At 37.0% G+C, this 25,909-nt stretch carries 23 protein-coding genes; all 23 read left to right on the forward strand.

The window, feature by feature from the left end; all coding sequences use genetic code 11:
* Positions 1-93 precede the first annotated feature (93 nt).
* The 23 genes from ACNSTQ_RS05170 to ACNSTQ_RS05280 all read left to right on the forward strand — a co-directional run bounded on the left by ACNSTQ_RS05170 (position 94) and on the right by ACNSTQ_RS05280 (position 25,693).
* The gene (locus ACNSTQ_RS05170) at positions 94-4,401 is read left to right on the forward strand and encodes a PolC-type DNA polymerase III (RefSeq protein ID WP_418198772.1); all 4,308 of its coding nucleotides are present in this window, start codon (positions 94-96) and stop codon (positions 4,399-4,401) included.
* 172 nt (positions 4,402-4,573) lie between these two features.
* On the forward strand, positions 4,574-5,044 hold the full coding sequence (gene rimP / locus ACNSTQ_RS05175) for a ribosome maturation factor RimP (protein WP_418198773.1): 471 nt from the start codon (positions 4,574-4,576) through the stop codon (positions 5,042-5,044).
* 31 nt (positions 5,045-5,075) lie between these two features.
* Entirely contained in the window at positions 5,076-6,224 is a 1,149-nt protein-coding gene (gene nusA / locus ACNSTQ_RS05180; RefSeq protein WP_418198774.1) for a transcription termination factor NusA, read from the forward strand.
* Between the two features lie 14 nt (positions 6,225-6,238).
* Complete coding sequence (gene rnpM / locus ACNSTQ_RS05185) at positions 6,239-6,505, forward strand: RNase P modulator RnpM (protein WP_418198775.1); 267 nt, start codon at positions 6,239-6,241, stop codon at positions 6,503-6,505.
* Complete coding sequence (locus ACNSTQ_RS05190; RefSeq protein ID WP_418198776.1) at positions 6,502-6,807, forward strand: YlxQ family RNA-binding protein; 306 nt, start codon at positions 6,502-6,504, stop codon at positions 6,805-6,807. Before rnpM ends, ACNSTQ_RS05190 begins: the two co-directional genes overlap by 4 nt.
* Before the next feature lie 16 nt (positions 6,808-6,823).
* Positions 6,824-8,932, forward strand: a complete 2,109-nt coding sequence (gene infB, locus ACNSTQ_RS05195) for a translation initiation factor IF-2 (protein ID WP_418198777.1) — start codon at positions 6,824-6,826, stop codon at positions 8,930-8,932.
* Entirely contained in the window at positions 8,929-9,210 is a 282-nt protein-coding gene (locus tag ACNSTQ_RS05200) for a DUF503 domain-containing protein (RefSeq protein WP_418198778.1), read from the forward strand. Before infB ends, ACNSTQ_RS05200 begins: the two co-directional genes overlap by 4 nt.
* Positions 9,211-9,234: 24 nt before the next feature.
* The gene (gene rbfA, locus ACNSTQ_RS05205) at positions 9,235-9,588 is read left to right on the forward strand and encodes a 30S ribosome-binding factor RbfA (RefSeq protein WP_418198779.1); all 354 of its coding nucleotides are present in this window, start codon (positions 9,235-9,237) and stop codon (positions 9,586-9,588) included.
* 150 nt (positions 9,589-9,738) lie between these two features.
* On the forward strand, positions 9,739-10,647 hold the full coding sequence (truB, locus tag ACNSTQ_RS05210) for a tRNA pseudouridine(55) synthase TruB (RefSeq protein ID WP_418198780.1): 909 nt from the start codon (positions 9,739-9,741) through the stop codon (positions 10,645-10,647).
* Positions 10,648-10,683: 36 nt separating this feature from the next.
* Positions 10,684-11,628, forward strand: coding sequence for a bifunctional riboflavin kinase/FAD synthetase (gene ribF / locus ACNSTQ_RS05215; RefSeq protein ID WP_418198781.1), 945 nt, complete (start codon positions 10,684-10,686; stop codon positions 11,626-11,628).
* A 129-nt stretch (positions 11,629-11,757) separates the two neighbouring features.
* A complete protein-coding gene (gene rpsO, locus ACNSTQ_RS05220; protein ID WP_418198782.1) occupies positions 11,758-12,027 on the forward strand; it encodes a 30S ribosomal protein S15 in 270 nt (89 codons plus the stop codon).
* Positions 12,028-12,203: 176 nt separating this feature from the next.
* Positions 12,204-14,309: a polyribonucleotide nucleotidyltransferase gene (gene pnp, locus ACNSTQ_RS05225; RefSeq protein ID WP_418198783.1), complete on the forward strand. Its 2,106-nt coding sequence runs from the start codon at positions 12,204-12,206 to the stop codon at positions 14,307-14,309.
* A gap of 127 nt (positions 14,310-14,436) precedes the next feature.
* Complete coding sequence (locus tag ACNSTQ_RS05230; RefSeq protein ID WP_418198784.1) at positions 14,437-15,414, forward strand: polysaccharide deacetylase family protein; 978 nt, start codon at positions 14,437-14,439, stop codon at positions 15,412-15,414.
* A gap of 16 nt (positions 15,415-15,430) precedes the next feature.
* Positions 15,431-16,669, forward strand: a complete 1,239-nt coding sequence (locus ACNSTQ_RS05235; protein ID WP_418198785.1) for a M16 family metallopeptidase — start codon at positions 15,431-15,433, stop codon at positions 16,667-16,669.
* Positions 16,670-16,785: 116 nt separating this feature from the next.
* Entirely contained in the window at positions 16,786-17,025 is a 240-nt protein-coding gene (locus ACNSTQ_RS05240; protein ID WP_418198786.1) for a YlmC/YmxH family sporulation protein, read from the forward strand.
* 485 nt (positions 17,026-17,510) lie between these two features.
* Positions 17,511-18,395, forward strand: coding sequence for a dipicolinic acid synthetase subunit A (dpaA, locus tag ACNSTQ_RS05245; protein ID WP_418198787.1), 885 nt, complete (start codon positions 17,511-17,513; stop codon positions 18,393-18,395).
* Positions 18,396-18,411: 16 nt separating this feature from the next.
* A complete protein-coding gene (locus ACNSTQ_RS05250; protein WP_418198788.1) occupies positions 18,412-19,005 on the forward strand; it encodes a dipicolinate synthase subunit B in 594 nt (197 codons plus the stop codon).
* 180 nt (positions 19,006-19,185) lie between these two features.
* Positions 19,186-20,235, forward strand: a complete 1,050-nt coding sequence (gene asd / locus ACNSTQ_RS05255; protein ID WP_418198789.1) for an aspartate-semialdehyde dehydrogenase — start codon at positions 19,186-19,188, stop codon at positions 20,233-20,235.
* A 13-nt stretch (positions 20,236-20,248) separates the two neighbouring features.
* Positions 20,249-21,493 carry an aspartate kinase gene (dapG, locus tag ACNSTQ_RS05260; RefSeq protein WP_418198790.1) on the forward strand — a complete coding sequence of 415 codons (1,245 nt, stop codon included), beginning with the start codon at positions 20,249-20,251 and terminating at the stop codon, positions 21,491-21,493.
* Between the two features lie 27 nt (positions 21,494-21,520).
* Positions 21,521-22,396 carry a 4-hydroxy-tetrahydrodipicolinate synthase gene (gene dapA / locus ACNSTQ_RS05265; protein WP_418198791.1) on the forward strand — a complete coding sequence of 292 codons (876 nt, stop codon included), beginning with the start codon at positions 21,521-21,523 and terminating at the stop codon, positions 22,394-22,396.
* A 455-nt stretch (positions 22,397-22,851) separates the two neighbouring features.
* The gene (locus tag ACNSTQ_RS05270) at positions 22,852-24,519 is read left to right on the forward strand and encodes a ribonuclease J (RefSeq protein WP_418198792.1); all 1,668 of its coding nucleotides are present in this window, start codon (positions 22,852-22,854) and stop codon (positions 24,517-24,519) included.
* 206 nt (positions 24,520-24,725) lie between these two features.
* On the forward strand, positions 24,726-25,475 hold the full coding sequence (locus ACNSTQ_RS05275; protein WP_418198793.1) for a ClpP family protease: 750 nt from the start codon (positions 24,726-24,728) through the stop codon (positions 25,473-25,475).
* Positions 25,472-25,693, forward strand: a complete 222-nt coding sequence (locus tag ACNSTQ_RS05280) for a YlzJ-like family protein (protein ID WP_418198794.1) — start codon at positions 25,472-25,474, stop codon at positions 25,691-25,693. The genes ACNSTQ_RS05275 and ACNSTQ_RS05280 overlap by 4 nt, the downstream gene beginning before the upstream one ends.
* Positions 25,694-25,909 lie beyond the last annotated feature (216 nt).

Here is a 25,909-nt window from a genome sequence, read left to right on the forward strand (position 1 = left end):
AACCCTTACAATGATTGATTGTGAGTTGTAAGAGCACTTTTCATTTGAGTTAGCCTCATTACCTTTTACAAATAGAGGAGAAGGAGGAGTCTTATGAATAACCAAGACCAGCAAACACGAAAAGAAAGATTTCAGTTACTCCTTCAGCAAATGTTAGTACCAGAAGAGCTTGTTCAACAATATTTTCAAGATGGACAAATTCTGAAATTGACCATTCATAAAGACAGAAAAGCGTGGCATTTTCAATTTCAGTTAGATACGGTCTTACCGGCTAATGTATACACTGCATTTTCCGAAAGGCTGACTCAGTCCTTTCAACACATCGCAAAAGTTTCGTTTTCTATACAATACAACAACATCCAGTTTAGTGAAGCGATGGTGGAAGATTATTGGAAAGTGATTGTTGGGCAACTGAAATCAGTATCTAATGGGTTTATTCCATTACTAGAGAAACAAACACCTAAAGTAAATAACCGACAATTAATCATCCAAGCTAGAAATGAAGCTGAAAAGGAAGCGTTATTACGAAAGTTAGTAGATCCAATTAAAGAGACTTGTCAAATGATAGGTTTACCAACATTTCAACTAGATGCAGAAGTGAAAGAGTCTGTAGAAGAAATGAATAAGTTTATGGAACAACGTGCAAAAGAAGATCATTCTAAGGTCATCGAAGCCATGATAGAAAAGAAAAAGATGGAAAAAGAAACAGATACAAGAACTGCACAATCTTCACTCGTTCTTGGGTACCAAATTAAAGATGATCCTAGACCAATTAGTGAAATCGTCGATGAGGAACGCAAAATTGCTATTCAAGGATATGTTTTTGATACTGATCTTCGAGAGTTACGTTCAGGTCGAACTCTTCTTACTTTTAAAATTACGGACTACTCGGATTCCATTATCGTTAAGATCTTTTCAAGAGATAAAGAAGATGTACCGTTACTCCAAGGAATTAAAAAAGGAATGTGGTTAAAAGTCCAAGGAATGGTGCAAAACGATACATTCGTACGGGATCTTGTAATGATTGCAAAAGATATAAATCAAGTAAAGCCGATTGAACGAATGGATACCGCACCAGAAGATGAAAAACGGGTTGAATTGCACGTTCATACGACGATGAGCCAAATGGATGGAATGGTAAATGCAGGAAGGTATGTAGAACAAGCAGCTAAGTGGGGGCATAAGGCGATAGCAATAACAGACCACGCTATAGTTCAATCATTTCCAGAAGCTTACTCAGCAAGTAAAAAACATGGAATTAAAGTTCTATATGGATTAGAAGCCAACGTAGTTGATGACGGAGTACCTATTGCCTATAATGAAGCACCTCGTCCGTTACTTGAAGACACGTATGTCGTCTTTGATGTTGAGACAACGGGATTATCTGCTGTTTATAACACCATCATTGAATTAGCAGCTGTTAAAATAAAAAATGGTGAAATTATTGATCGATTTGAATCATTTGCTGATCCACATGAACCATTAACCAAAATAATAATTGATTTAACTGGAATAACAGATGACATGGTTAAAGGGGCACCAGAAATAGATGATGTCCTCCGAGATTTCCATACGTTTTGTGGAGATTCCATTCTTGTAGCTCACAATGCGAGCTTTGATATGGGCTTCTTAAATGTAGGGTATAGAAAAATTGGATTAGGGGATGCAACAAACCCAGTTATTGATACCCTTGAATTAGCTCGTTTTCTATATCCAGGAATGAAAAACCACCGTTTAAACACACTTTGTAAAAAGTTTGACATTGAACTCGTTAGTCACCACAGAGCGATCTATGATGCTGAAGCAACAGGGTTTTTAATGTGGAAAATGATAAAAGATGCGAATGAGAAGGGCTTAGAATCTCATGATCAATTAAATCAAAACATGGGTAAAGGTGAATTTTATAGACAACGACCGTTTCATTGTATGATTATCGCTCAAACCCAAGAAGGTTTAAAGAACTTATACGAGCTCGTTTCGATCGCTCACGTCAATTACTTTTTCCGGACACCACGTATTCCGAGATCAGAATTACAAAAACGCCGTAAAGGCTTGTTAATTGGTGCATCTGGTTGTGACATGGGTGAAGTATTTGAGGCTATGATGCAAAAGTCACCTGATGAAGTCGAAGAAATTGCTAAATTTTATGATTATCTAGAAATCCAACCGCCATCTAATTTTCCGCAATTACTGGAGCGAGAGATCGTTAAAAGTGAGGCGCATCTCGAATTGGTCATTCGTAATATTGTAAAATTAGGTGAAAAATTAGGAAAACCAGTGGTTGCAACAGGTAACGCTCACTACCTGGATGAAAATGATGCGATATATCGTAAGATATTAATTGGTTCTCAAGGTGGAGCAAACCCATTAAACCGAAATTCCATACCTGTCGTGCACTTTCGAACGACTAATGAAATGTTAGATTGTTTCTCTTTTTTAGAAGATGATCAAGCGAAAGAGGTCGTTGTAACCAACCCTAATAACTTAGCTGACAGTATTGAAACGATTCAACCGATCCCAGATGACTTATATACACCGAATATTGAAGGTGCTGATGAAGAAGTCCGGCAAATGAGTTATGACCGTGCCAAGAGTATATACGGGGAAGAATTACCTGAAATAGTTGAAGCGCGATTAGAAAAAGAACTGAAAAGTATCATAGGACATGGATTTGCAGTTATTTATTTAATTTCACATAAATTGGTTAAAAAGTCGTTAATTGATGGTTATCTGGTAGGTTCGCGGGGATCTGTAGGTTCTTCATTAGTTGCGACGATGACTGAGATTACAGAGGTCAACCCTTTACCTCCACATTACGTATGTCCGAACTGCCACCATTCGCACTTTTTTAATGATGGATCTGTAGGTTCAGGGTATGACTTACCAGATAAAGATTGCCCTGAATGTGGTACGAAGTATGTAAAAGACGGACAAGATATTCCTTTTGAAACATTCCTAGGATTTAAAGGGGATAAAGTTCCTGATATCGATTTAAACTTTTCAGGTGAATATCAGCCTCGAGCTCATAATTATACGAAGGTATTGTTCGGTGAAGAAAATGTATACCGTGCAGGGACGATCGGTACTGTAGCCGAAAAAACAGCGTATGGTTATGTTAAAGGATATCAAAATGATAATAACTTACAAATTCGCTCCGCTGAAATTGATCGTCTTGTTTCTGGATGTACAGGTGTGAAAAGAACGACGGGACAGCATCCTGGAGGGATAATTGTAGTCCCTGATTACATGAATATCCATGACTTCTGTCCAATCCAGTTTCCCGCTGATGATAAAACATCTGAGTGGAAAACGACGCATTTCGACTTCCATTCAATTCACGATAACTTGCTGAAGTTAGATATTTTAGGACACGATGATCCGACAGTTATAAGAATGCTTCAAGATTTAAGTGGAATCGATCCTAAAACGATCCCGACAGATGACACTGAAGTAATGAAGATATTTTCAAGTCCAGAAGTTTTAGGTGTCACCGAAGAACAAATTCTGTGTAAAACGGGCACACTTGGTATTCCTGAATTTGGGACTCGGTTTGTAAGACAGATGCTTGAAGAAACAAAACCAAGTACCTTCTCAGAACTTGTTCAGATTTCAGGGCTGTCTCACGGAACTGACGTATGGTTAAATAATGCCAATGAATTAATTTATAGTGGTACGTGTGAATTAAAAGACGTAATTGGTTGCCGCGATGATATTATGGTTTATTTAATATATGCTGGTTTAGAACCTTCATTAGCATTTAAAATTATGGAGAGTGTACGTAAAGGTAAAGGTCTTCAAGAAGAGTGGATAGAAGAAATGAAAAAGAATAATGTACCTGATTGGTATATTGGTTCTTGCTTGAAAATAAAATATATGTTCCCGAAAGCCCATGCTGCAGCCTATGTTCTAATGGCTGTACGAATTGCTTATTTCAAAGTGCATTTTCCACTTCTTTACTATGCTGCATATTTTACAGTTCGAGCTGACGATTTTGATCTCGACATTATGGTCAAGGGCTCGACAAGCATCCGTGCAAAGATTGAAGAAATTAATGCGAAGGGTTTAGATGCAGCACCTAAAGAAAAAAGTTTATTAACTGTTCTAGAATTAACACTTGAAATGTGTGAACGAGGGTTTTCATTCCAAAAAGTCGACCTATATCGTTCAAGTGCATCAGAATTTATCATTGATGGAGATACCCTCTTACCACCATTTAATGCTTTAAGTGGTGTTGGTACTAACGCAGCAATAAACATCGTACGGGCTCGAGAAGAAAGAGAGTTTCTATCGATTGAGGACTTACAACAGCGAAGTAAATCAACGAAAACGGTGATCGAACATTTATTAGATCACGGTTGTTTAAAAGGGTTACCAGAGTCGAACCAATTGTCTCTATTCTAACTTTGTCACATTGCCCTTCTGTTGCAATTAAGGAAAGATTATGATATTGTTTTTATGGCAATACTTAGAATAGGAAGAGAGAAGAGTGGGGAAACCCACTCTTTCTTATTCCTCCTTAAAAGTAAAGGGATAGTAATTTGGAAAAACTGGATATGTAATAAAGGAGGAGCCTATGAGCAAGAAGGTTACGGATATTACAGAAGAATTAGTTTCACCTATAGTAGACGAGTTAGGTTTGGAGTTAGTCGACATAGAGTTCAAAAAGGAAGGGAAAAACTGGTTTTTACGAGTTTTTATAGATACAGAAAACGGTGTTGATATAGAAGACTGTGGAACGGTAAGTGAGCGTTTAAGTGAGAAGCTCGATGAATTAGACCCGATCACGGAAGCTTATTTTCTTGAGGTTTCCTCTCCAGGGGCAGAAAGACCTTTAAAAAAGGAAAAGGATATTTATAAAGCTGTTGGAAAGAACGTGCATGTGACTACATATGAACCGATTGAAGGCGAGAAAGCTTTTGAAGGTAAGTTAATGGACTTTGATGGCTCAGACTTAAAAATCGAAATTAAAATAAAAACTCGTAAAAAAGAACTTACGATTCCTTATACAAAAGTAGCAAGCGCAAGATTAGCCATTATTTTTTAAGGTTTTTATATTGAAAGGGGGAAAGAATTCCATGAATAGTGATTTTATGGAAGCACTATCTACTTTAGAAAAAGAAAAAGGTATTAGCAAAGAAGTTATTTTAGAAGCTATTGAAGCAGCTTTAATTTCAGGTTACAAGCGTAACTTTAATCAAGCACAGAATGTTCGTGTCGATATTAACCGTGAAACAGGAGACATTCGAGTCTTTGCAAGAAAAACAGTTGTTGAAGAAGTCTTTGACGCAAGGTTAGAGATTTCTGAAGATGCAGCCAAAGAGTTAAATCCTAATTTTGAGGTTGATGATGTAGTCGAAATTGAAGTAACACCGAAAAACTTTGGACGTATTGCTGCACAAACAGCAAAACAAGTTGTAACTCAACGTGTCCGCGAAGCTGAGCGTGGAATAATCTATTCTGATTTTATCGATCGTGAAGAAGATATTATTACTGGAATCGTTCAGCGACAAGATAATCGTTTTATCTATGTAGACCTGGGTAAAGTAGAAGCCATTTTACCTGTAAATGAACAAATGCCAAATGAAAGCTATCGTCATAATGACAGAATTAAAGCATTTATTACCAAAGTTGAAAAAACAACTAAAGGTCCTCAAATTATGATTTCGCGTACGCACCCTGGACTGTTAAAGCGCCTATTTGAACTAGAAGTACCTGAAATTTATGATGGTACGGTTGAAATTAAATCGGTTGCACGTGAAGCTGGAGACCGTTCAAAAATTGCTGTACACGCGGAGAATCCTGAAGTTGATCCAGTAGGGGCATGTGTTGGTCCAAAGGGGCAGCGCGTTCAGACGATCGTTAATGAATTAAAAGGTGAAAAGATTGATATTGTTCGATGGTCTGAGGATCCAATAGAATACGTTGCAAACGCACTTAGTCCTTCAAAAGTTGTTCAGGTAAAGGTCAATGAAGAAGACAAGATGACTCAAGTTATTGTTCCTGATTATCAACTCTCTTTAGCCATTGGAAAGCGTGGCCAAAATGCACGTTTAGCAGCTAAGTTAACAGGATGGAAAATTGATATAAAAAGTGAGTCTGAAGCAGAAGAACTTGGGTTATTAGATCCTGTTGAAGATACAGATACATTAGACCTTAATGTAGAAGAAACAGAAACAGCAGTAAATGAAACTGTAGTAGAGGAAGAAATTGAATTAGATAAGTAAGGGAGATGGAGCCAATGAAGCAACGGAAAGTTCCACTTCGTAAATGTATCGTCACCAACGAAATGAAGCCTAAGAAAGAACTCATTCGGGTCGTTCGCTCTCCAGAAGGGGAAGTTTCTATTGATCAAACGGGAAAAAAGAATGGACGAGGTGCATACATATCTAACGGGAAAGAATACTTTGAACAAGCGAAGAAAAAAGATATCCTTTCTAAGCAACTTAATATAAAAGTAAGTGAAGAGATTTATGATCAATTAATTGAACAGGTTGGGAAAAAATGAACGAAAATAAATGGTTGTCTCTTTTAGGGCTTGCAGCTAGAGCACGAAAAATCGTTTCAGGCGAAGAGTTGGTTATAAAAGAAGTTCGAAAAAAACAAGTTTATCTTGTTATCGTTTCTACAGATGCATCTGAAGCAACAGAGAAAAAGTTAAACGATAAATGTTCATTTTATAATACACCTATCCGAATGACTGGAACGAGAGAACTACTTGGCCAAGCTATAGGGAAGAGAGAGAGAGTCGTATTAGGTGTTATCGACCAAGGCTTTGCGAAGAAGTTGATCTCACTAATCGATCAATAAAGGTGGAGGTAAACATATGAGGAAGATGCGAATATATGAATATGCAAAAGAAAAAAACATTACCAGTAAGGAAGTTATCGAAAAACTAAAAACTTTAGGTTTTTCTGTCGCAAATCACATGTCTGTTATTGATGAGGAAGCAATGAAAAAGCTTATTGGGGAAAGTAAGGGAAATGAAAATAATAAAGAAGAAGTTTCTTCAAATAAAAAGAAAGAAGACCAACCGTCGAAAATGAAAAAAACACACAACGATGATAAAGGGAATAATCAACAAAAGAATAATAATAAAAAAGGCAACAACAAGAAGCCAAAAGGGAAAAACAACAATCAACAGCATAACCAAGTACAACAAAAACCTGTTAAACAAGCACTTCCTGAAAAGGTTACATACTCAGGTACTTTAACAGTAGGTGAACTTGCAAAGAAACTTCACAAAGAACCATCAGAAATCATTAAAAAATTACTATTCTTAGGTGTAATGGCAACGATTAACCAAGAATTAGATAAAGAATCGATTGAATTAATCGCTGGTGATTTTGGTGTAGAGGTAGAAGAAGAAATTATTATTGATGAAACAAACTTCGAAGAATTTGTGGAAGAGGAGAACGAAGCTGAATTACAGGAGCGTCCTCCAGTTGTAACCATTATGGGACACGTTGACCACGGAAAAACAACATTATTGGATTCAATTCGTAATACAAAAGTAACGGCTGGAGAAGCTGGTGGGATTACGCAGCACATAGGTGCTTATCAAGTAGAAGTCGAAGGAAAGCGTATTACGTTCTTAGATACACCAGGACACGCTGCGTTTACAACGATGCGTGCTCGTGGTGCTCAAGTTACCGATATTACTATTCTTGTTGTTGCGGCTGATGACGGTGTTATGCCTCAGACTAAAGAAGCAATTAGTCATGCTAAGGCAGCAGGTGTCCCAATTATTGTTGCTGTAAACAAAATGGATAAGGAAGCTGCAAACCCTGATCGAGTTATGCAAGAGTTAACTGAGTTCGAATTAGTACCAGAAGCTTGGGGTGGGGATACAATTTTTGTTCCAGTATCTGCGCTACAAGGAGAAGGTATTGATGAATTACTTGAAATGATTTTACTTGTTGCTGAGGTAGAAGAATATAAAGCAAATCCAAACAGTTTAGCAAGAGGTACTGTTATTGAAGCTCAATTAGATAAAGGGCGCGGACCAGTAGCAACGTTGTTAGTTCAATCAGGAACTTTGAAGGTCGGTGACCCTATCGTAGTAGGTAATGCATTTGGTCGAGTACGTGCTATGACAAATGATTTAGGTCGTCGTGTGAAATCAGTTGGACCGGCAGCTCCTGTTGAAATTACTGGATTAAATGATGTTCCACATGCTGGGGATCAATTTAAAGTGTTTGAAGATGAGAAAACGGCTCGTCAAATTGGTGAGACTCGTATGATTCGTCAACGTGATGAAGAGCGAAACGAAACATCTAAAGTAAGCCTTGATGATTTGTTTAATCAAATCCAACAAGGGGAGATTAAAGAAATTAACGTTATCATTAAAGGTGACGTTCAAGGGTCAGTTGAGGCATTACGTGGTTCACTAGAAAAGATTGACGTTGCAGGTGTAAAGGTTAACATTATTCATACAGGTGTAGGAGCAATCACTGAATCGGATATCATTTTAGCTGCAGCATCCAACGCTATCGTTATTGGTTTTAATGTTCGTCCAGATGCTAATACGAAGAGAGTAGCTGATTCAGAAAACGTTGATATTCGACTCCACCGAATTATTTATAATGTAATTGAAGAAATTGAGAGTGCGATGAAGGGAATGCTTGACCCTGAATATGAAGAAAAAGTTATTGGTCAAGTAGAAATTCGTCAAACGTTTAAAGTTTCAAAAATCGGTATGATTGCTGGTTCATATGTTACAGACGGTAAGATTACACGTGATTCTACAGTACGTTTAATCCGTGATGGAATTGTTATTTATGAAGGTGCAATTAATGCTCTTAAACGCTTTAAAGATGACGCTAAAGAAGTTTCAGCTGGTTATGAATGTGGAATTACATTAGAGAACTTTAATGATGTCAAAGAAGGCGATATTATCGAAGCTTACGTCATGGAGGAAATTAAACGTAAATGACAATAGGTGCAGTTTACTGTGAACTATTAATTTATAACGCCCAGTCTTTAAAGGACAAACGCTCAGTTTTAAAAAGTTTAATAACAAGGTTAAAACAACGTTTTAATGTATCGGTTGCAGAAATTGGACATCAGAATGTTTGGCAGCGATCAGAAATTGCAGTTGTAACTGTATCCGCAAATAAAAATGTGGCAGAGCAGGAAATAGATCGAGTTTTATCTTTTATTGATCGTATGACTGAATTGGAACGAACAGTTACAAACTATGAATGGCTGTAATAGCTATTAGTGAGGTGACTTTAAATGAGTAATGTTAGAGCAAACCGTGTTGGGGAGCAAATGAAGAAAGAACTTAGCGACATTATCATGCGTGAAATTAAAGATCCGAGAGTACGATTTGTAACAGTTACAGGTGTTGATGTAACCGGTGACTTGCAGCAGGCAAAAGTTTACATCACTGTACTCGGTGATGAAAAAGAGAAAGAGGATACGATCCAAGGGCTATCAAAAGCAAAAGGATTTATTCGAACTGAGATTGGAAAACGAATACGTCTACGAAAAACTCCAGAAATTGAGTTTGAATTTGATGAGTCCATTGAATATGGTAACCGAATTGAAACGTTATTGACTGAAATTAACAAACAAAAAAATGATTAATTAAGAAGAGGCTGACCCATAAGTGTCTTTATACCTTACAAAATGAACGACCGTACTGGTTCGTTTAGAAGTGAGGTAGATGACTCTTTGCTTTTGGAGTCAGCTTCTTTTTTTCAAGGTAGTTGTACTTACATAAATGAGGTGACTGATTTGGTATATAACGGAATATTACCTTTATTGAAACCTAAAGGAATGACGTCCCACGATTGTGTTTTCCGTCTGCGTAAATTATTAAAAACGAAAAAAATTGGACATACAGGTACATTAGATCCCGATGTAACAGGTGTATTACCTATTTGTATAGGAAAAGCGACAAAAGTGGCCGAGTATATGACCGATTACCCGAAAGAATACGTTGGAGTAGTTACGCTTGGTTCGTCTACAACAACTGAAGACAGCAGTGGTGAGGTCGTCGAGCAAAGAAACGTAGATATGATACCAACAATAGAACAGGTGAAGCAAGTTCTACAAGCGTTTATAGGTGAGGTTGATCAAGTTCCGCCTATGTATTCTGCTGTGAAAGTAAAAGGCAAGAAATTATACGAATATGCTAGAGCGGGAATTGAAGTTGAACGACCTATTAGACGAGTGTACATATACGATATACAATTAGTAGAAGAAGAAATTAAACGAATTGATAATACCGTGTCATTTTCATTCCGAGTGAAATGCAGTAAAGGTACATACGTTCGTACACTTGCGGTGGATATCGGAAAAAAATTAGGTTACCCAGCACATATGTCTTATTTACAACGTATCGCTTCTGGTCCATTTCAATTATCAGATTGCTTTACATTTGAACAACTAGAGGACATGGTAGAAAAAAATGAAGTCCAAAACGTACTATTACCAATAGAAGATGCTATCAAACACTTTCCTACAATTGTCGTTGATAAAGTAACTGAGGAAAAAATTAGAAACGGATCCGTATTACCACAGTTTAAATCATTAGATGAAAATCGATTTTCTGTATATAATGAAGACGGAGTATGTTTAGCAATCTACCAACCACATCCAACTAAACAAGGTTTAATCAAACCAGAGAAAATGTTGAGTTAACTGTAGTTGCTCTCAACAAAAAGAAGGTGAAAGACATTGGACGTTATCCAGTTAACCTACCCGCTAAAGGTTAGAAACGAAAAACCCACAGTTATGGCTCTTGGCTACTTTGACGGGGTGCATATAGGTCATCAAAAGGTCATTGAGACGGCAAAGAAGATTGCAATTGAAAAAGGTTTACTAACTTCGGTTATGACTTTTAATCCGCATCCAAAAGAAGTTTTACGAAATCCAACTGAACCAATGATGTATATCACACCGTTAGATAAAAAAATTAAAGTATTATCTGAATTAGGTGTGGACCAACTATTTGTTGTTCAGTTTGATGAGTCATTCTCTAAACTAACCCCTCAACAATTCGTGGATGACTATTTGATCAATATGCATGTAAAGCATGTAGTGGCAGGTTTTGATTACAGTTACGGTCATCTAGGAAAAGGAACAATGGAAACGTTGCCTTTCCACTCTAGAGGCCTATTTGACCAGACAACAGTAAATAAAGTTCAGTTAGGCGAACTAAAGATTAGTTCAACATTAATTAGAAGTAAGATTGAAGATGGAGCAGTTGCTGAGCTTACTGACCTTCTTGGGCGTCATTATGTTGTCGAGGGTGTTGTAGTACACGGAGATAAACGTGGACGAACTATTGGTTTTCCTACTGCTAATATTAATTTAACGAATCGATATATGATCCCTAAGCTAGGTGTCTATGCTGTTACGTTGGATGTAAAAGGAATAAAACATGAAGGTGTTTGTAACATCGGATATCGGCCGACCTTTAAAGATGAAGAAGCTCAGCCGACAATTGAAGTACATTTATTTGATTTTAAAGAAGATATCTATGATGAAGCTACTTCGCTTACTTTCCATCAGTATATTAGAACAGAGAAAAAGTTTGGATCAATGGATGAACTTATTGCACAAATCGAATTAGATAAAAATGCAGCTGAAAGGTATTTTCAATTAAATAAAGCTAAATAACTTGCATTTACCCCAAAAAAAATGTATTCTAGTATTTGTACTAAAAGTACAAAAAACCTTTGCTTGGCAAAATCGCTTCACCGACGTTTTGCTAGGGAATTGGTGATTATTTTGAAGGAGGTGGATAGGATGGCACTAACACAAGAACGTAAGAACGAGATCATCAGTGAGTATAAAACTCATGAGAGTGACACTGGTTCTCCAGAAGTACAAATCGCTATCCTTACTGAGCAAATCAACACATTAAATGGGCACTTACGTACTCATAAGAAGGATCACCACTCACGTCGTGGTCTTTTGAAAATGGTTGGGCAACGTCGTAATCTTTTAACGTACCTACGTAATAAAGATGTAATTCGTTACCGTAACCTTGTTGATAAGCTAGGATTACGTCGCTAATCACAAGTTAACACTTAATAAAAAGCGGGAGCATTCCCGCTTTTTTATTAGGGAAAATTAATGGTTATTTTATCCATTTTGTTGTGTATTTGATTTATTCTTTTATTTTAAGTATAAATAGGTAATAATAAAGAAAGATTGAACGATTTTGTTTAACGAGAGGAGTATATACCTGTATGAAACAAGAAAACCAAGTTTTTTCTTTTGAATGGGCTGGGCGACAATTGACAGTTGAAACGGGTCAATTAGCAAAGCAAGCAAATGGTGCTGTTATGGTCCGGTACGGTGACACTGCTGTACTTTCAACTGTAACAGCTTCAAAAGAACCAAAAGATTTACCGTTCTTCCCACTTACAGTAAATTATGAAGAACGCCTTTATGCTGTAGGGAAAATTCCAGGAGGCTTTATCAAACGTGAGGGACGTCCTAGTGAAAAAGCAATACTCGCAAGTCGACTAATCGACCGCCCGATTCGTCCACTTTTTGCTGATGGTTTCCGTAACGAAGTTCAAGTTATTAGTATTGTTATGAGTGTGGACCAAGATTGCTCTTCGGAAATGGCTGCAATGATTGGTTCAAGTTTAGCACTAAGTATTTCTGATATCCCGTTCGATGGTCCGATTGCTGGTGTTACAGTAGGTCGAATTAATGATGAGTTTGTTATTAATCCGACACCAGCTCAACTAGAGAACAGTGATATTAATTTAGTAGTAGCAGGTACAAAAGAAGCCATTAACATGGTTGAAGCCGGTGCGGACGAAGTTTCCGAGGAAGTCATGTTAGAAGCTATTATGTTTGGTCATGACGAAATTAAACGTCTTATTGCATTCCAAGAAGAGATTGTTGCTAAAGTTGGTAAAGAGAAGAAGGAAGTAGCTTTAAGAGAACTTGATCCAGAGTTAGAGCAACAAGTTCGTACAATCGCAGAGTCAGACTTAAAACAAGCTGTACAAGTTGTTGAAAAACACGCTCGTCAAGATGCAATTGATTCAGTTATGAATGAAACATTAGCAAAATTCGAAGCTGAAGATAATGAAGAAGTTAATTTATCACAAGTAAAAGAAATTTTACATAAAATTGTAAAAGAAGAAGTTCGACGTTTAATAACAAAAGAAAAAGTGCGTCCAGATGGAAGAGCAATTGATGAAATTCGCTCTCTTGCTTCACAAGTTAAGTTATTACCAAGAACGCATGGTTCAGGTTTATTCACACGTGGACAAACTCAAGCGCTTAGTATTTGTACATTAGGGCCATTAGGTGATGTTCAAATTCTTGATGGCTTAGGAATTGAAGAATCAAAACGTTTTATGCACCACTATAACTTCCCACAGTTTAGTGTTGGGGAAACAGGGCCAATTAGAGGTCCAGGGCGTCGTGAAATTGGACATGGTGCACTTGGTGAGCGTGCATTAGAGCCAGTTATTCCAAATGAAAACGACTTCCCGTATACAATCCGTTTAGTGTCAGAAGTTCTTGAATCAAATGGTTCGACATCCCAAGCATCGATTTGTGCAAGTACGTTAGCGATGATGGATGCGGGTGTACCAATTAAAGCGCCTGTTGCTGGTATTGCTATGGGTCTTGTTAAATCAGGCGATGATGTTACCGTATTAACAGATATTCAAGGAATGGAAGATGCCTTAGGTGATATGGACTTTAAAGTAGCAGGAACAAAAGATGGTGTAACTGCCTTACAAATGGATATTAAGATCAGTGGAATTGATCGTAACATCTTAAAGGAAGCACTAGAGCAAGCAAAACGCGGTCGTATGATCATTTTAGACAGTATGTTATCTGCAATTGGTAATTCACGTACTGAACTGTCAGAATATGCACCTAAGATTTTAACAATGAAAATTAACCCGGATAAAATCCGTGATGTAATTGGTCCAAGTGGAAAAATGATTAATAAAATCATTGAAGATACAGGAGTTAAAATTGATATAGAACAAGATGGAACAGTGTATATCTCTTCTGTTAATCATGAAATGAACCTAAAAGCAAAATCAATCATAGAAGACATCGTTCGTGAAGTAGAAGTTGGACAAACTTATTTAGGAAAAGTTAAACGTATTGAAAAATTTGGTGCTTTTGTTGAGCTTTTCAAAGGTAAAGACGGTCTCGTTCACATTTCACAGTTGGCGGAAGAACGTGTCAATAAAGTTGAAGATGTTGTAAAGATTGGTGATGAAATTTTAGTGAAAGTTACTGAAATTGACCCACAAGGACGTGTAAACTTATCGCGTAAAGTATTACTCAAAGAACAAAAGCAAGAAAGTTAATAAGGAGAGGCTGGACAGTGACCAGTCTCTTTTTAAGCACTCATAAAGAATAGGTCCTACTTTTCATAGCTAGCTTGTTCTACCCTGTCCAAACGGTGCATACGATTTAGTACAAGGGGGTAGAGCGATGAAAAGCAAGTATGGTGTTCACTTAATTATCTTTCTCTTTATCATTCTTATTGCATATGGGACGATCCAAAACCCATTTTCAGTGAATTACATAGACCAATTGAAGCAAGAGTCAATCATGGTTTCTAAGATGCAAGACCCACTATATGAACAAATTGCGACTGAGGCGAAAAAGTATGAAAAGGAGCCTATTGACGCAGTTGCAGATAAAGTTTGGAAAGCTGTCCCAGGTTATAATGGCGTGCAAGTAGACGTTGAAGCTTCATATCAAAAAATGAAAAAAGAAGCTGCCTTTGATAAGCATAAGCTTGTATTTCGTGAAATAGAGCCAAAAGTTCATTTAGATGACTTGCCTCCACTGCCCATCTATAAAGGTAACCCAGAAAAGCCAATGGTTAGCCTTCTTGTAAATGTAGCATGGGGAAATGAATATTTACCTGATATGCTGAAGGTTATGAATGAGCATGATGTGAAGTCGACTTTCTTTTTGGATGGCTCTTGGGTGAAAAATAATCCCAAATTGGCTAAAATGATACTTGAAGAAGGTCATGAGATTGGTAACCATGCCTATTCACATCCAGATATGAAACAACTATCAGCTGCACGAATTAGTGAAGAACTTAAGAAAACAAATGAAGTAATCTATGCAACATTAGAAGTTACACCAAAGTGGTTTGCTCCTCCTAGTGGTAGCTTTCGACAGGAAGTGGTTGATATTGCTGCTAACTTAAATATGAAAACAATCATGTGGAGTGTTGATACGGTGGATTGGAAACGACCAGATCCGCAATCAATGGCACAAAGAGTTTTGAGTAAAGTTCATCCTGGAGCTATGGTATTAATGCACCCGACTTCATCTACTGCAGCAGGTCTGGAGCAAATGATTGTCGGCATTAAAAACAAAGGCTATCAAATTGGTACCGTATCACACTTAATGGATGAGTCAAGAATAAATTTTGGTGTAACCCTAGACTAAGTTAGGGGGATGTATATTGATACAAAAAGTTGAATTGCCAAATGGATTACGTATACTTGTCGAACAAATACCTCATGTTCGTTCCGTTTCAATTGGTATTTGGATTGGAACAGGTTCTAGATTCGAAGAAAAACGTGAAAATGGTGTTTCTCACTTTTTAGAGCATATGTTTTTTAAAGGAACAACGACGCGTTCAGCTGCCGATATTGCGGAATCATTTGATTGCATCGGTGGTCAAGTGAATGCATTTACTTCTAAAGAATATACGTGCTATTATTCTAAAGTTTTAGATGAGCATGCAGATTATGCTTTAGACGTTTTAGCTGATATGTTCTTTAACTCTGTCTTTGCTCCTGAAGAGCTTGAAAAAGAAAAGAATGTAGTTTTCGAAGAAATTAAAATGGTAGATGATACGCCAGATGACATTGTTCATGATCTATTGTCGAAGGCTAGTTACGGTGAACATCCACTTGGATTACCAATTCTCGGTACCGTTGAAACGTTAACTTCGTTTGATGCGGATTTACTGCGTGACTATATGAAGAGATATTACACCGCAGAAAATGTAGTCGTGTCAATAGCAGGTAATGTAGATGAGAAATTAATTGATAAAATTAAGGAAACATTCTCAACAGTAGAGAAAAGTACTGGAGCAGGAACGGTTGAAAAGCCAGCATTTTTAGCGGAGCATATGGCTAGGAAGAAAGAAACAGAACAAGCCCATATTTGTATTGGATACCAAGGCTTACAAATTGGACACGAAGATATTTATAGCCTTGTTTTATTGAATAATATTTTAGGTGGAAGTATGAGCAGTCGCCTCTTTCAAGAAATTCGTGAAAAACGTGGCTTAGCTTACTCTGTGTTTTCCTATCATACCGCTTACCAAGATGATGGGGTATTAACATTGTACTCAGGAACTGCACCTAACCAATTAGACGAATTGTACGATGCTGTAATGGAAACCGTTGAACAACTAAGCAATGAAGGTATAAAAGAAAAAGAAATTAAAAATGGAAAAGAACAACTCAAAGGAAACTTAATGTTAAGTCTAGAGAGTACGAACAGCCGAATGAGCCGAAATGGTAAAAATGAACTATTATTAAAACGCCATCGCTCACTAGATGAGATTATTGAGGAAATCAACAATGTCTCTATTGAGTCTGTTAATGATTTAGCCAAGACAATTTTTACAAGTACACCTGCTATTTCACTTATTAGTCCAAAAGGTGAATTACCAAAAGGGTTGCAATAATTAAAATATAAGAACACACTTTTTATTACCAGGTTGAACGGAACCTGGTATTTTTTTGTCCAATTGTTCATATGAAATATAAAGGGGAAAAGATTTGACAACTGGGGGGGACAAACGTGAGGTTAAGTGAAATTAGCGGGAAAGAAATTATTGATTATCAAAAAGGAGAACGATTAGGTATTCTTGGACAGACTGACCTTGTGATTGATGAGAGTACCGGCCAAATTCAAGCGTTTATTATTCCAACGATGAAATGGTTTGGCTTTGGAAAAAAGGAAAAAGAAGTTAAAGTATATTGGCATCAAATTAAAAAGATAGGAACGGATATGATTATTATTGATATGGGAGAATTTTAATAAGTAACAAAGGAAAAAGGCTGACATCTGTCAGTCTTTTTTCCATGTGAAGAGTTTATAAATTGTTAGCAAAAGAATATATTCGATGTAATAAACAATTTTAGGAATTTAAGTCTAGGTGCAACTGGACCTCTGTCTTCGCTTAAAAGCTCGCCATTCGGCGAGTTTTCTTTACCTGTCAAGAAAGTCTCAAGTATAACAGTATTTATTATTGAACTAAATACTCACCCATTTTGCATGTAATACATATGCTAGTTGTGAAATAGCTAAGGAAATAACAAATACGAATTTTAAATAGCCAAAAAGGATTAGAGATTACTACTGTTTTAGCTGATGTACCCCAGTCTTAGCACAAGGTTAAACATCTAGCGCTTAAGGATTTAGATATTAGGTATAGACTCACCAATCAACCCCCACATCAATAAGTATAGGATATAACATTTACTTATTTAGAAGTTATTTAAATAGGAAAGGGGAGGACTAGAATGCTTACTGGGAAACACATTGTGATCATGGGCGGGGATGCAAGGCAACTAGAAATTATCCGCAAGCTTTCGACACTTGATGGAAAAATCTCAATGGTTGGCTTTGAACAACTGGATGACGGATTTGTCGGTGCAACGAAGAAGCAAATCGATGAGGTCGACTTTCAGACAGTAGACGCCATTCTTTTGCCTGTTAGTGGAACTGGTCAACAAGGTGAAGTAGAAACGATTTTTTCAAATGAAGGGATCAAGTTGACAAAAGAGATTTTAAAAAAGACACCTGACCATTGCGTGGTATATACAGGGATCACAAATGATTATCTAAACCAAACGGTTAAAGCTGCAAATCGAAAACTAGTAAAGTTACTAGAAAGAGATGACATTGCCATATATAATTCAATTCCTACTGTTGAAGGAACTATTATGATGGCTATACAACATACCGATATTACGATTCACAGTTCAAAGGTAGTCGTCATAGGTTTCGGTCGTGTCGGTATGTCAGTAGCAAGAACATTTGCAGCATTAGGTGCAGATGTGAAAGTAGGAGCAAGAAACTCCAGTCATATTGCTCGAATTACTGAAATGGGTCTACAACCATTTCACACATCGAAGTTAATTGATCAAGTATCAAATGTAGATATTTGTATCAATACGATCCCCACCTTGATCGTTTCGGCAGATGTCATTGCACAAATGCCTACAAATTCACTAATTATTGACCTTGCATCTAAACCAGGTGGTACTGATTTCCGTTATGCAGAAAAGAGGGGAATAAAAGCTTTGCTAGCTCCAGGTTTACCAGGAATAGTAGCTCCCAAAACAGCTGGTCAAATATTAGCTAACGTGTTAGCTACTTTATTAAAAGATCAAGACAAGAAATAAAAAGGAGGACATGGTCATGTCATTAAAAGGGAAGCATATTGGCTTTGGATTAACCGGTTCTCATTGCACGTATGATGAAGTGTTACCTGAAATGAAAAAGCTCGTAGAAATGGGGGCTAAGGTAACTCCATTCGTCACTCATACAGTAGCATCAACAGATACTAAGTTTGGAAAAAGTGAAGATTGGATCCAAAAAATTAAAGAGATTACACAAGAGGATATTGTAGATTCAATGCCAAAAGCTGAACCATTTGGCCCAAAGACGCCATTAGATTGTATGGTTATTGCACCAATGACAGGAAATTCAACTAGTAAATTTGCAAATGCAATGACAGATTCACCTGTATTAATGGGTGCTAAGGCCACATTACGAAATGGAAAGCCAGTTGTGCTAGCTATATCTACTAACGATGCACTCGGGTTAAATGGGGTCAATATCATGCGTTTAATGGCAACTAAAAATATATATTTTGTTCCATTTGGTCAAGATAATCCACAGGTAAAACCTAACTCTCTTGTAGCGAGAATGGAAGCATTACCTGAAACTATTGAGTCTGCGATTGCTGGTAAACAATATCAACCAGTTTTAGTGGAAAAATTCAAAGACTAGTCCTATAACGTTGTTGCTAAAAAAACAGATTTCCCTTAAAGTTTAATAGGATGCTTAAGTGATATACTGTCATTTAAGCTTTGGTATGTTAAAATAGATGTCATCAATATGAACTTCTTATTTGGTGAGTGTTTAAAACATCCACTATTAAACTATGAATCTTGAAGGGAGATAGGAAACATGGCAGTTGAAAAAGGATATCATATAGCGGTCGTTGGAGCAACTGGTGCGGTAGGTCAACAAATGTTAAAAACATTAGAGGAAAGAGATTTTCCAATTCAATCAGTTAAACTACTTTCTTCTAAGCGTTCGGCAGGAAAGAAGATCATTTTTAAAGGTGAAGAGATTACTGTTGAAGAAGCAACTCCAGAAAGTTTTGAAGGCGTACAACTGGCATTATTCAGTGCAGGAGGTTCCGTTTCTAAAGCGTTAGCTCCAGAAGCAGCAAAGCGTGGAGCGATTTGTGTTGATAATACAAGTGCGTTCCGAATGGATGAAAATGTACCTCTAGTTGTACCAGAAGTAAATGAGGAAGATTTAAGACTTCATAACGGAATTATTGCAAACCCTAATTGCTCAACTATTCAAATGGTAGTTGCTCTTGAACCTTTACGTGAAAAATATGGTATTAAAAAAGTTGTTGTTTCAACGTACCAAGCTGTATCTGGTGCAGGGTTAAATGCTATTAATGAAATGAAAGAACAAACGAAGGACCTATTAGAAGGAAAAGAAGTAACTCCAGAAGTTCTTCCAGTAGGTGGGGATAAAAAGCATTATCAAATTGCGTTTAATGCGATTCCTCAAATCGATAAATTCCAAGAAAATGGATACACTTTTGAAGAAATGAAAATGATTAATGAGACGAAAAAAATTATGCATCTGCCAGAACTAGAAGTAGCTGCTACTTGCGTTCGTCTACCAGTTGAAACAGGTCATTCAGAATCGGTATACGTTGAAACGGAAAAGGGCGGAGCAACAGTTGAAGAAATTAAGCAACTACTAGCTTCTTCACAAGGTGTGACGTTACAAGATGACCCAGCAAATCAAGTTTATCCGATGGCAATTGATTGTGTTGGAAAAAATGATGTATTTGTGGGTAGAATTCGAAAAGATTTAGATCGAGATAATGGCTTCCATATGTGGATTGTCTCAGATAACCTTCTTAAGGGTGCTGCATGGAACTCAGTTCAAATCGCAGAGAGTTTAGTGAAATTACAATTATTGAAATAAGAGTAGGTGTCCTATGAAGGTAATTGTTCAAAAGTTTGGTGGAACTTCTGTTAAAAATGACGAGGTGCGGCGATTAGCTGCACGTCATGTTCAGAAATCAGTAAATGATGGTTATAAAGTTATAGTTGTCGTGTCAGCGATGGGTCGCAGTGGCGATCCATATGCTACCGACACCTTACTGAATTTGATCAACACTAAAACGGTGCCGAAAAGAGAACAAGATCTTCTTCTTTCATGTGGAGAAGTCATTTCTTCGGTCGTTTTTACAGATTTACTAAGTAGTTATGGTGTTCAGGCAACAGCAATGACCGGTGCTCAAGCTGGCTTTAGAACAAACGATGATTTCTCAAATGCAAAAATCTTAGAAATGAAATGTGAAAAGTTATTAAAGACACTTGAAAAAGTTGATGCAGTAGTTGTAGCAGGGTTTCAAGGTCAATCGAAAACGGGTGATATCACAACTCTTGGTCGTGGCGGTAGCGACACGTCTGCAACAGCAATTGGAGCAGCAATTGGAGCAGAGTGGGTTGATATATTTACAGATGTAGAAGGTGTAATGACAGCAGACCCTCGTATTGTTGAAGGAGCTAGACCATTATCTGTTGTTACGTATAATGAAATTTGTAATATGGCTTATCAAGGAGCCAAAGTCATTCACCCTCGTGCAGTAGAAATTGCGATGCAGTCAAAAATACCCATTCACATTCGTTCTACTTACTCAGACAGTAAAGGAACGATTGTAACATCCACCGTAGGAGGTCAACAAGGTCAAGACGTGCAAGATCGACTAATTACAGGAATTGCTAACTTGGCTAAAGTGACACAAATTAAGGTCCTAGCTAAAGAAGGTCAATATGATCTTCAAGAAAAAGTATTTAAGGCAATGGCAAATGAAAAAATTAGTGTTGACTTTATTAATATCAATCCATTAGGTGTCGTTTATACCGTAATGGAAGAAGTTGCAGATCGAGCTATAGAAGTATTAGAACAAATGGGATATGAGCCACAAGTTACGCGAGAATGCGCCAAAATTTCAGCAGTCGGGGCTGGAATGACAGGAGTTCCAGGGGTTACAGCAAAAATTGTAGCTGCACTTTCAAAAGAAAACATACAAATCTTACAGTCAGCAGACTCACACACGACGATTTGGGTACTTGTTAAAGGTGATGATATGATTAAAGCAGTTAATGCTTTACATGATATGTTTCAGCTTGAGAAAGAAAGTATGTTTGAACCGAGTCGTTCATTGGAAGAATGATACTGTATTGTAGCTACAGTTAAGGAGATGAACAAAGTGAACTTTGGTCGGGTTTTAACAGCGATGGTGACTCCTTTTGATGAGAAGGGTGCTATAGATTTTCACAAAACTGAATTACTTGTTGAACACCTTATTAACAATGGATCTGATGGACTCGTTGTTGCAGGTACAACAGGTGAATCACCGACTTTAACGAAAGATGAAAAGTTAGCTCTTTTTGATACTGTCGTAAAAACTGTTAATGGAAGAGTACCAGTTATAGCTGGCACAGGAACGAATAATACTCAAGCTTCAATTGAACTAACACAGGAAGCTGCATTGCTTGGAATTAATGGAGTAATGGCAGTTGCACCTTACTATAATAAACCATCTCAACAAGGCATGATTGAACATTTTAAAGCGATTGCTAATGCAACAACTTTACCCGTCATGCTGTACAATATTCCAGGTCGATCAGTAGTAAACATGTCTGTGGATACAATTGTTGAGCTAGCAAAAGTAAAAAATATCGTATGTGTTAAAGAAGCTAGCGGTGATTTAGAACAAATGGCCACAATTATTGATAAAACAGATACTGATTTTACGTTGTATAGTGGTGACGACAGCTTAACATTGCCATCTATGGCAATCGGCGGTAACGGTGTTATTTCTGTAGCTTCTCATATTATTGGGAATGAAATGCAACAAATCGTTCAATTGTTTCAGGCAGGGAGTGTAAATGAGGCCGCAAAATTACATCGCAAACACCTTCCACTTATGAAAGCATTGTTTTTAACTCCAAATCCGACTAGTGTAAAGATGGCACTCCAAATAAAAGGAATTAATGTAGGTAGTGTTAGACTACCACTTGTTCCTTTAACAAATGCCGAAAAAGAAATTTTATATCAGGTTATGAACAGCTGAACTTGGTTCAGCTGTTTTATTGTTCCAATTTTTCTAGATACATCTTGTTTTCTAATTCGTATTTAAGTTATACTACAAACAAGTGATTAGTTCGGGTAAATTTTAATGGCTAATAGAATACGTTTATGGCAGATGGCACGCCCAGTAATTTATAGGACACTAGAAATAAACTTGTAACGATTAGTAACATTAGTAATACAAATCAAATTTTTCTCAGACTAACTATGAATATTGGACTAAATAGTTCCAGAATGAACACGAAAGATTAACTTATGCTAATCCCAAGTGTGTTTTAATTGATGGTTTTTTTTGAGAAGCTTCTACCTTAACTACGACGAGTTATCATTGCAGTACGGTAGAATACTATTGATTTTTCACCATATTTTTATAGTTAGTCAAAAAATACTTTTATGAAATAAGCATTTATTTTATTGTGCATTTAGGAGGAACATGAATTGTCAAAAGTAAATACAGAAAAGATAAGGGTTTTTGCCTTAGGGGGAGTCGGCGAGATAGGCAAGAATATGTATGTGGTAGAGGTCGAGGAAGATATTATCGTTATCGACTCTGGTTTAATGTTTCCAGATGATGATATGTTGGGTGTTGATATTGTTATTCCAGATATATCTTACCTAGTTGAAAACGCTGACCGTGTCCGTGCCATTATTCTAACTCATGGTCATGAAGACCATATTGGTGGTTTGCCATATATTTTACAAAAATTAAAAGTACCCGTTTATGGAACGAGATTAACACTTGGATTAGTAGAGACGAAACTTCGTGAAGCTGGAATATATAAATCAACAACATTAAGGTTAATTGATAATAATTCAGAAATAACGGTCGGCTCAACACCAGTTTCATTTTTTAGAACTAATCACAGTATCCCAGATTCAGTAGGTGTTGTAATAAAAACTAATCATGGATCAATTGTACATACAGGGGATTTCAAGTTTGATCAGACTCCTGTAGATGGGAAACATGCAGAGATTGGAAAAATGGCTGCAATTGGTGATGCAGGGGTACTGTGCTTACTTTCAGATAGCACAAATGCAGAACGACCTGGACACACTCTTTCTGAAACTGTTGTAGGACAAGGTATCGCTGACGTATTTCAAAATACAATGAACAGAATTATAGTTACAACATTTGCTTCCAATGTACATCGAATTCAACAAGTAATCAGTGCTGCAGCAAAGGCAAAGCGTAAAGTTGCAATCGTTGGTCGAAGTATGGAGAAAGTCATCTCCATTGCAAATGACTTAGGTTATTTAAATGCTCCAGACGAGCTATTTATAGATGTTGATCAAGTGAAAAACTATCGTCCGGATCAGGTAGCGATCATTACAACAGGTAGCCAAGGGGAGCCAATGAGTGCTCTGACAAGAATGGCTAGAGGAGCACACCGACAAATTACACTATCGAGTGAAGATACTGTCATTATTGCAGCCTCTCCAATTCCAGGTAATGAGAAATCAGTTTCTAAAATTATTGATCAACTGTATCGAATTGGCGCAGATGTTGTATATGGACATACGAAAGTCCATGCGTCAGGACACGGTAGTGCAGAAGAGCTAAAACTAATGTTAAATCTCATGAAGCCGAAATATTTTGTTCCTATTCACGGTGAATATCGAATGCAAATCGCCCATCGGGATCTTGCTACGGAAATAGGAATAAACCCTTCGAAAATTTTCCTTGTTGAAAAAGGGGAAGTTGTAGAAATTCAAGATGGTGCTGGCAGAAAAGCTGGTAAAGTACCATCTGGAAATGTACTAATTGACGGACTCGGTATCGGTGACGTTGGAAATATCGTGTTACGTGACCGTCGCCTCTTATCAAAAGATGGTATCTTAGTGGTCGTTGTTACACTAAATAAAACAAACGGAGAAATTATCTCGGGGCCTGATATTATTTCAAGAGGTTTTGTCTATGTAAGAGAATCAGAGAAGCTTCTTGATGAAGCAACAGGAATGGTAAAGCAAACCTTAGTAAAATGCGTAACTGAAAATGTCAATGAATGGTCTTCATTAAAAAGTAGCATTAGAGAGGTATTAAGTCGGTATTTATTCGAGAAAACGAAACGTAGACCAATGATTTTACCAATTATTATGGAAGTGTAATACAAAAGAAGCGGAGAGTGGTCCGCTTCTTTTTTTATGGAGAAATTAATATACTTATTAATTAGGAATAATTGCTTAATCTCTTAGTAAAGATAGTTTGTAGTGCTTATATTTTATGTCAATATCATTTTCATTTTCTTATGGGAATTATTCATCGTTATCACGACATACTAACATTAGATACATATATAAAGGAGGATCCTATAATGACTGAGTCTAATCAACCACAACAACCTCAAGGTGATGAAAAGCCTGCACTAGATCCTAAATCGAGCATTGTAAATAAAATTCAAGAATTAGGTCAAACGAATGTTCCTGATATGGACGCTTCAAACTTACATTGCATGACGATTGTTGGCCAAATTGAAGGTCACATGCAGTTACCACCTCAAAATAAAACAACGAAGTATGAGCATATCATTCCACAGCTTGTAGCAACTGAACAAAATTCAAAGATAGAGGGAATGTTAGTTATTTTAAATACAGTTGGTGGAGATGTTGAAGCAGGATTGGCAATTTCTGAGATGATTGCTTCTATGTCAAAACCCACTGTAACACTTGTATTAGGGGGCGGCCATTCTATAGGTGTACCAATTGCAACTGCTTCAAATTACAGTTTTATTGCTGAAACAGCAACTATGACCATACACCCTGTGCGCTTAACTGGCCTAGTTATAGGTGTGCCGCAAACGTTTGAATATTTAGATAAAATGCAAGAAAGAGTTATTCGATTTGTTACGAAACATTCTACTATTGATGAAGAGAAGTTTAAAGAGTTAATGTTTTCAAAAGGCAATTTAACACGTGACATCGGAACAAACGTAATTGGAAGAGATGCTGTAGAGTATGGACTTATTAATGAAGTAGGCGGATTAAGCCATGCATTAACGAAGCTTAATGCTTTAATTGAAGAACGTAGAGCAGAGCATGCAGGCGGCGGTGATATTGTACAATGATCCTATATACGATGTTACCTGAAGAGATGATTTTTCCACAGGATGAAACGAGCTACGCAAAACAACAAACGATTCCTGTTGAAGGTGGATTATTAGTCGTAGAAGATATTGGGGAGTCACAATATAAAGTGATCCGCCTCATAAGTAGTGACCCGAGTAATTACTTAAATGAAAACTATAGCCCCGGTCGAATTATTATGGGGAAACCTCAACTTTAATAATGTAGACAAGTTTTGGATTATGTTATAATCATAATACAAAACTTGGTTGAAGCAGCCAATTTTGGCTGCTTTTCTTAATTGAAGTAAAAAAATAGCAAAAGTTCTATGCTTTACTTTTATAATAGCTGAACGAAAGTTAAATGGCCCTAACATAGAGTTTTCACTTTATGAGACAAGCACCATTGTAATTTCGTATATTAAGTCGCAATTGAG

Source organism: Alkalihalobacterium sp. APHAB7 (assembly GCF_048323755.1).
Taxonomy (GTDB): domain Bacteria; phylum Bacillota; class Bacilli; order Bacillales; family Bacillaceae_F; genus Alkalihalobacterium.

What these genes read in the sequence shown, in the direction of transcription:
- rnpM (WP_418198775.1), top strand. Translation starts at nt 6,239, where the DNA reads ATGAAGCAACGGAAAGTTCCACTTCGTAAATGTATCGTCACCAACGAA.
- ACNSTQ_RS05190 (WP_418198776.1), top strand. Translation starts at nt 6,502, where the DNA reads ATGAACGAAAATAAATGGTTGTCTCTTTTAGGGCTTGCAGCTAGAGCA.
- infB (WP_418198777.1), top strand. Translation starts at nt 6,824, where the DNA reads ATGAGGAAGATGCGAATATATGAATATGCAAAAGAAAAAAACATTACC.
- dapG (WP_418198790.1), top strand. Translation starts at nt 20,249, where the DNA reads ATGAAGGTAATTGTTCAAAAGTTTGGTGGAACTTCTGTTAAAAATGAC.
- dpaA (WP_418198787.1), top strand. Translation starts at nt 17,511, where the DNA reads ATGCTTACTGGGAAACACATTGTGATCATGGGCGGGGATGCAAGGCAA.
- ACNSTQ_RS05200 (WP_418198778.1), top strand. Translation starts at nt 8,929, where the DNA reads ATGACAATAGGTGCAGTTTACTGTGAACTATTAATTTATAACGCCCAG.
- rbfA (WP_418198779.1), top strand. Translation starts at nt 9,235, where the DNA reads ATGAGTAATGTTAGAGCAAACCGTGTTGGGGAGCAAATGAAGAAAGAA.
- rpsO (WP_418198782.1), top strand. Translation starts at nt 11,758, where the DNA reads ATGGCACTAACACAAGAACGTAAGAACGAGATCATCAGTGAGTATAAA.
- ACNSTQ_RS05170 (WP_418198772.1), top strand. Translation starts at nt 94, where the DNA reads ATGAATAACCAAGACCAGCAAACACGAAAAGAAAGATTTCAGTTACTC.
- nusA (WP_418198774.1), top strand. Translation starts at nt 5,076, where the DNA reads ATGAATAGTGATTTTATGGAAGCACTATCTACTTTAGAAAAAGAAAAA.
- rimP (WP_418198773.1), top strand. Translation starts at nt 4,574, where the DNA reads ATGAGCAAGAAGGTTACGGATATTACAGAAGAATTAGTTTCACCTATA.
- dapA (WP_418198791.1), top strand. Translation starts at nt 21,521, where the DNA reads ATGAACAAAGTGAACTTTGGTCGGGTTTTAACAGCGATGGTGACTCCT.
- asd (WP_418198789.1), top strand. Translation starts at nt 19,186, where the DNA reads ATGGCAGTTGAAAAAGGATATCATATAGCGGTCGTTGGAGCAACTGGT.
- ACNSTQ_RS05230 (WP_418198784.1), top strand. Translation starts at nt 14,437, where the DNA reads ATGAAAAGCAAGTATGGTGTTCACTTAATTATCTTTCTCTTTATCATT.
- ACNSTQ_RS05250 (WP_418198788.1), top strand. Translation starts at nt 18,412, where the DNA reads ATGTCATTAAAAGGGAAGCATATTGGCTTTGGATTAACCGGTTCTCAT.
- pnp (WP_418198783.1), top strand. Translation starts at nt 12,204, where the DNA reads ATGAAACAAGAAAACCAAGTTTTTTCTTTTGAATGGGCTGGGCGACAA.
- ACNSTQ_RS05275 (WP_418198793.1), top strand. Translation starts at nt 24,726, where the DNA reads ATGACTGAGTCTAATCAACCACAACAACCTCAAGGTGATGAAAAGCCT.
- ACNSTQ_RS05280 (WP_418198794.1), top strand. Translation starts at nt 25,472, where the DNA reads ATGATCCTATATACGATGTTACCTGAAGAGATGATTTTTCCACAGGAT.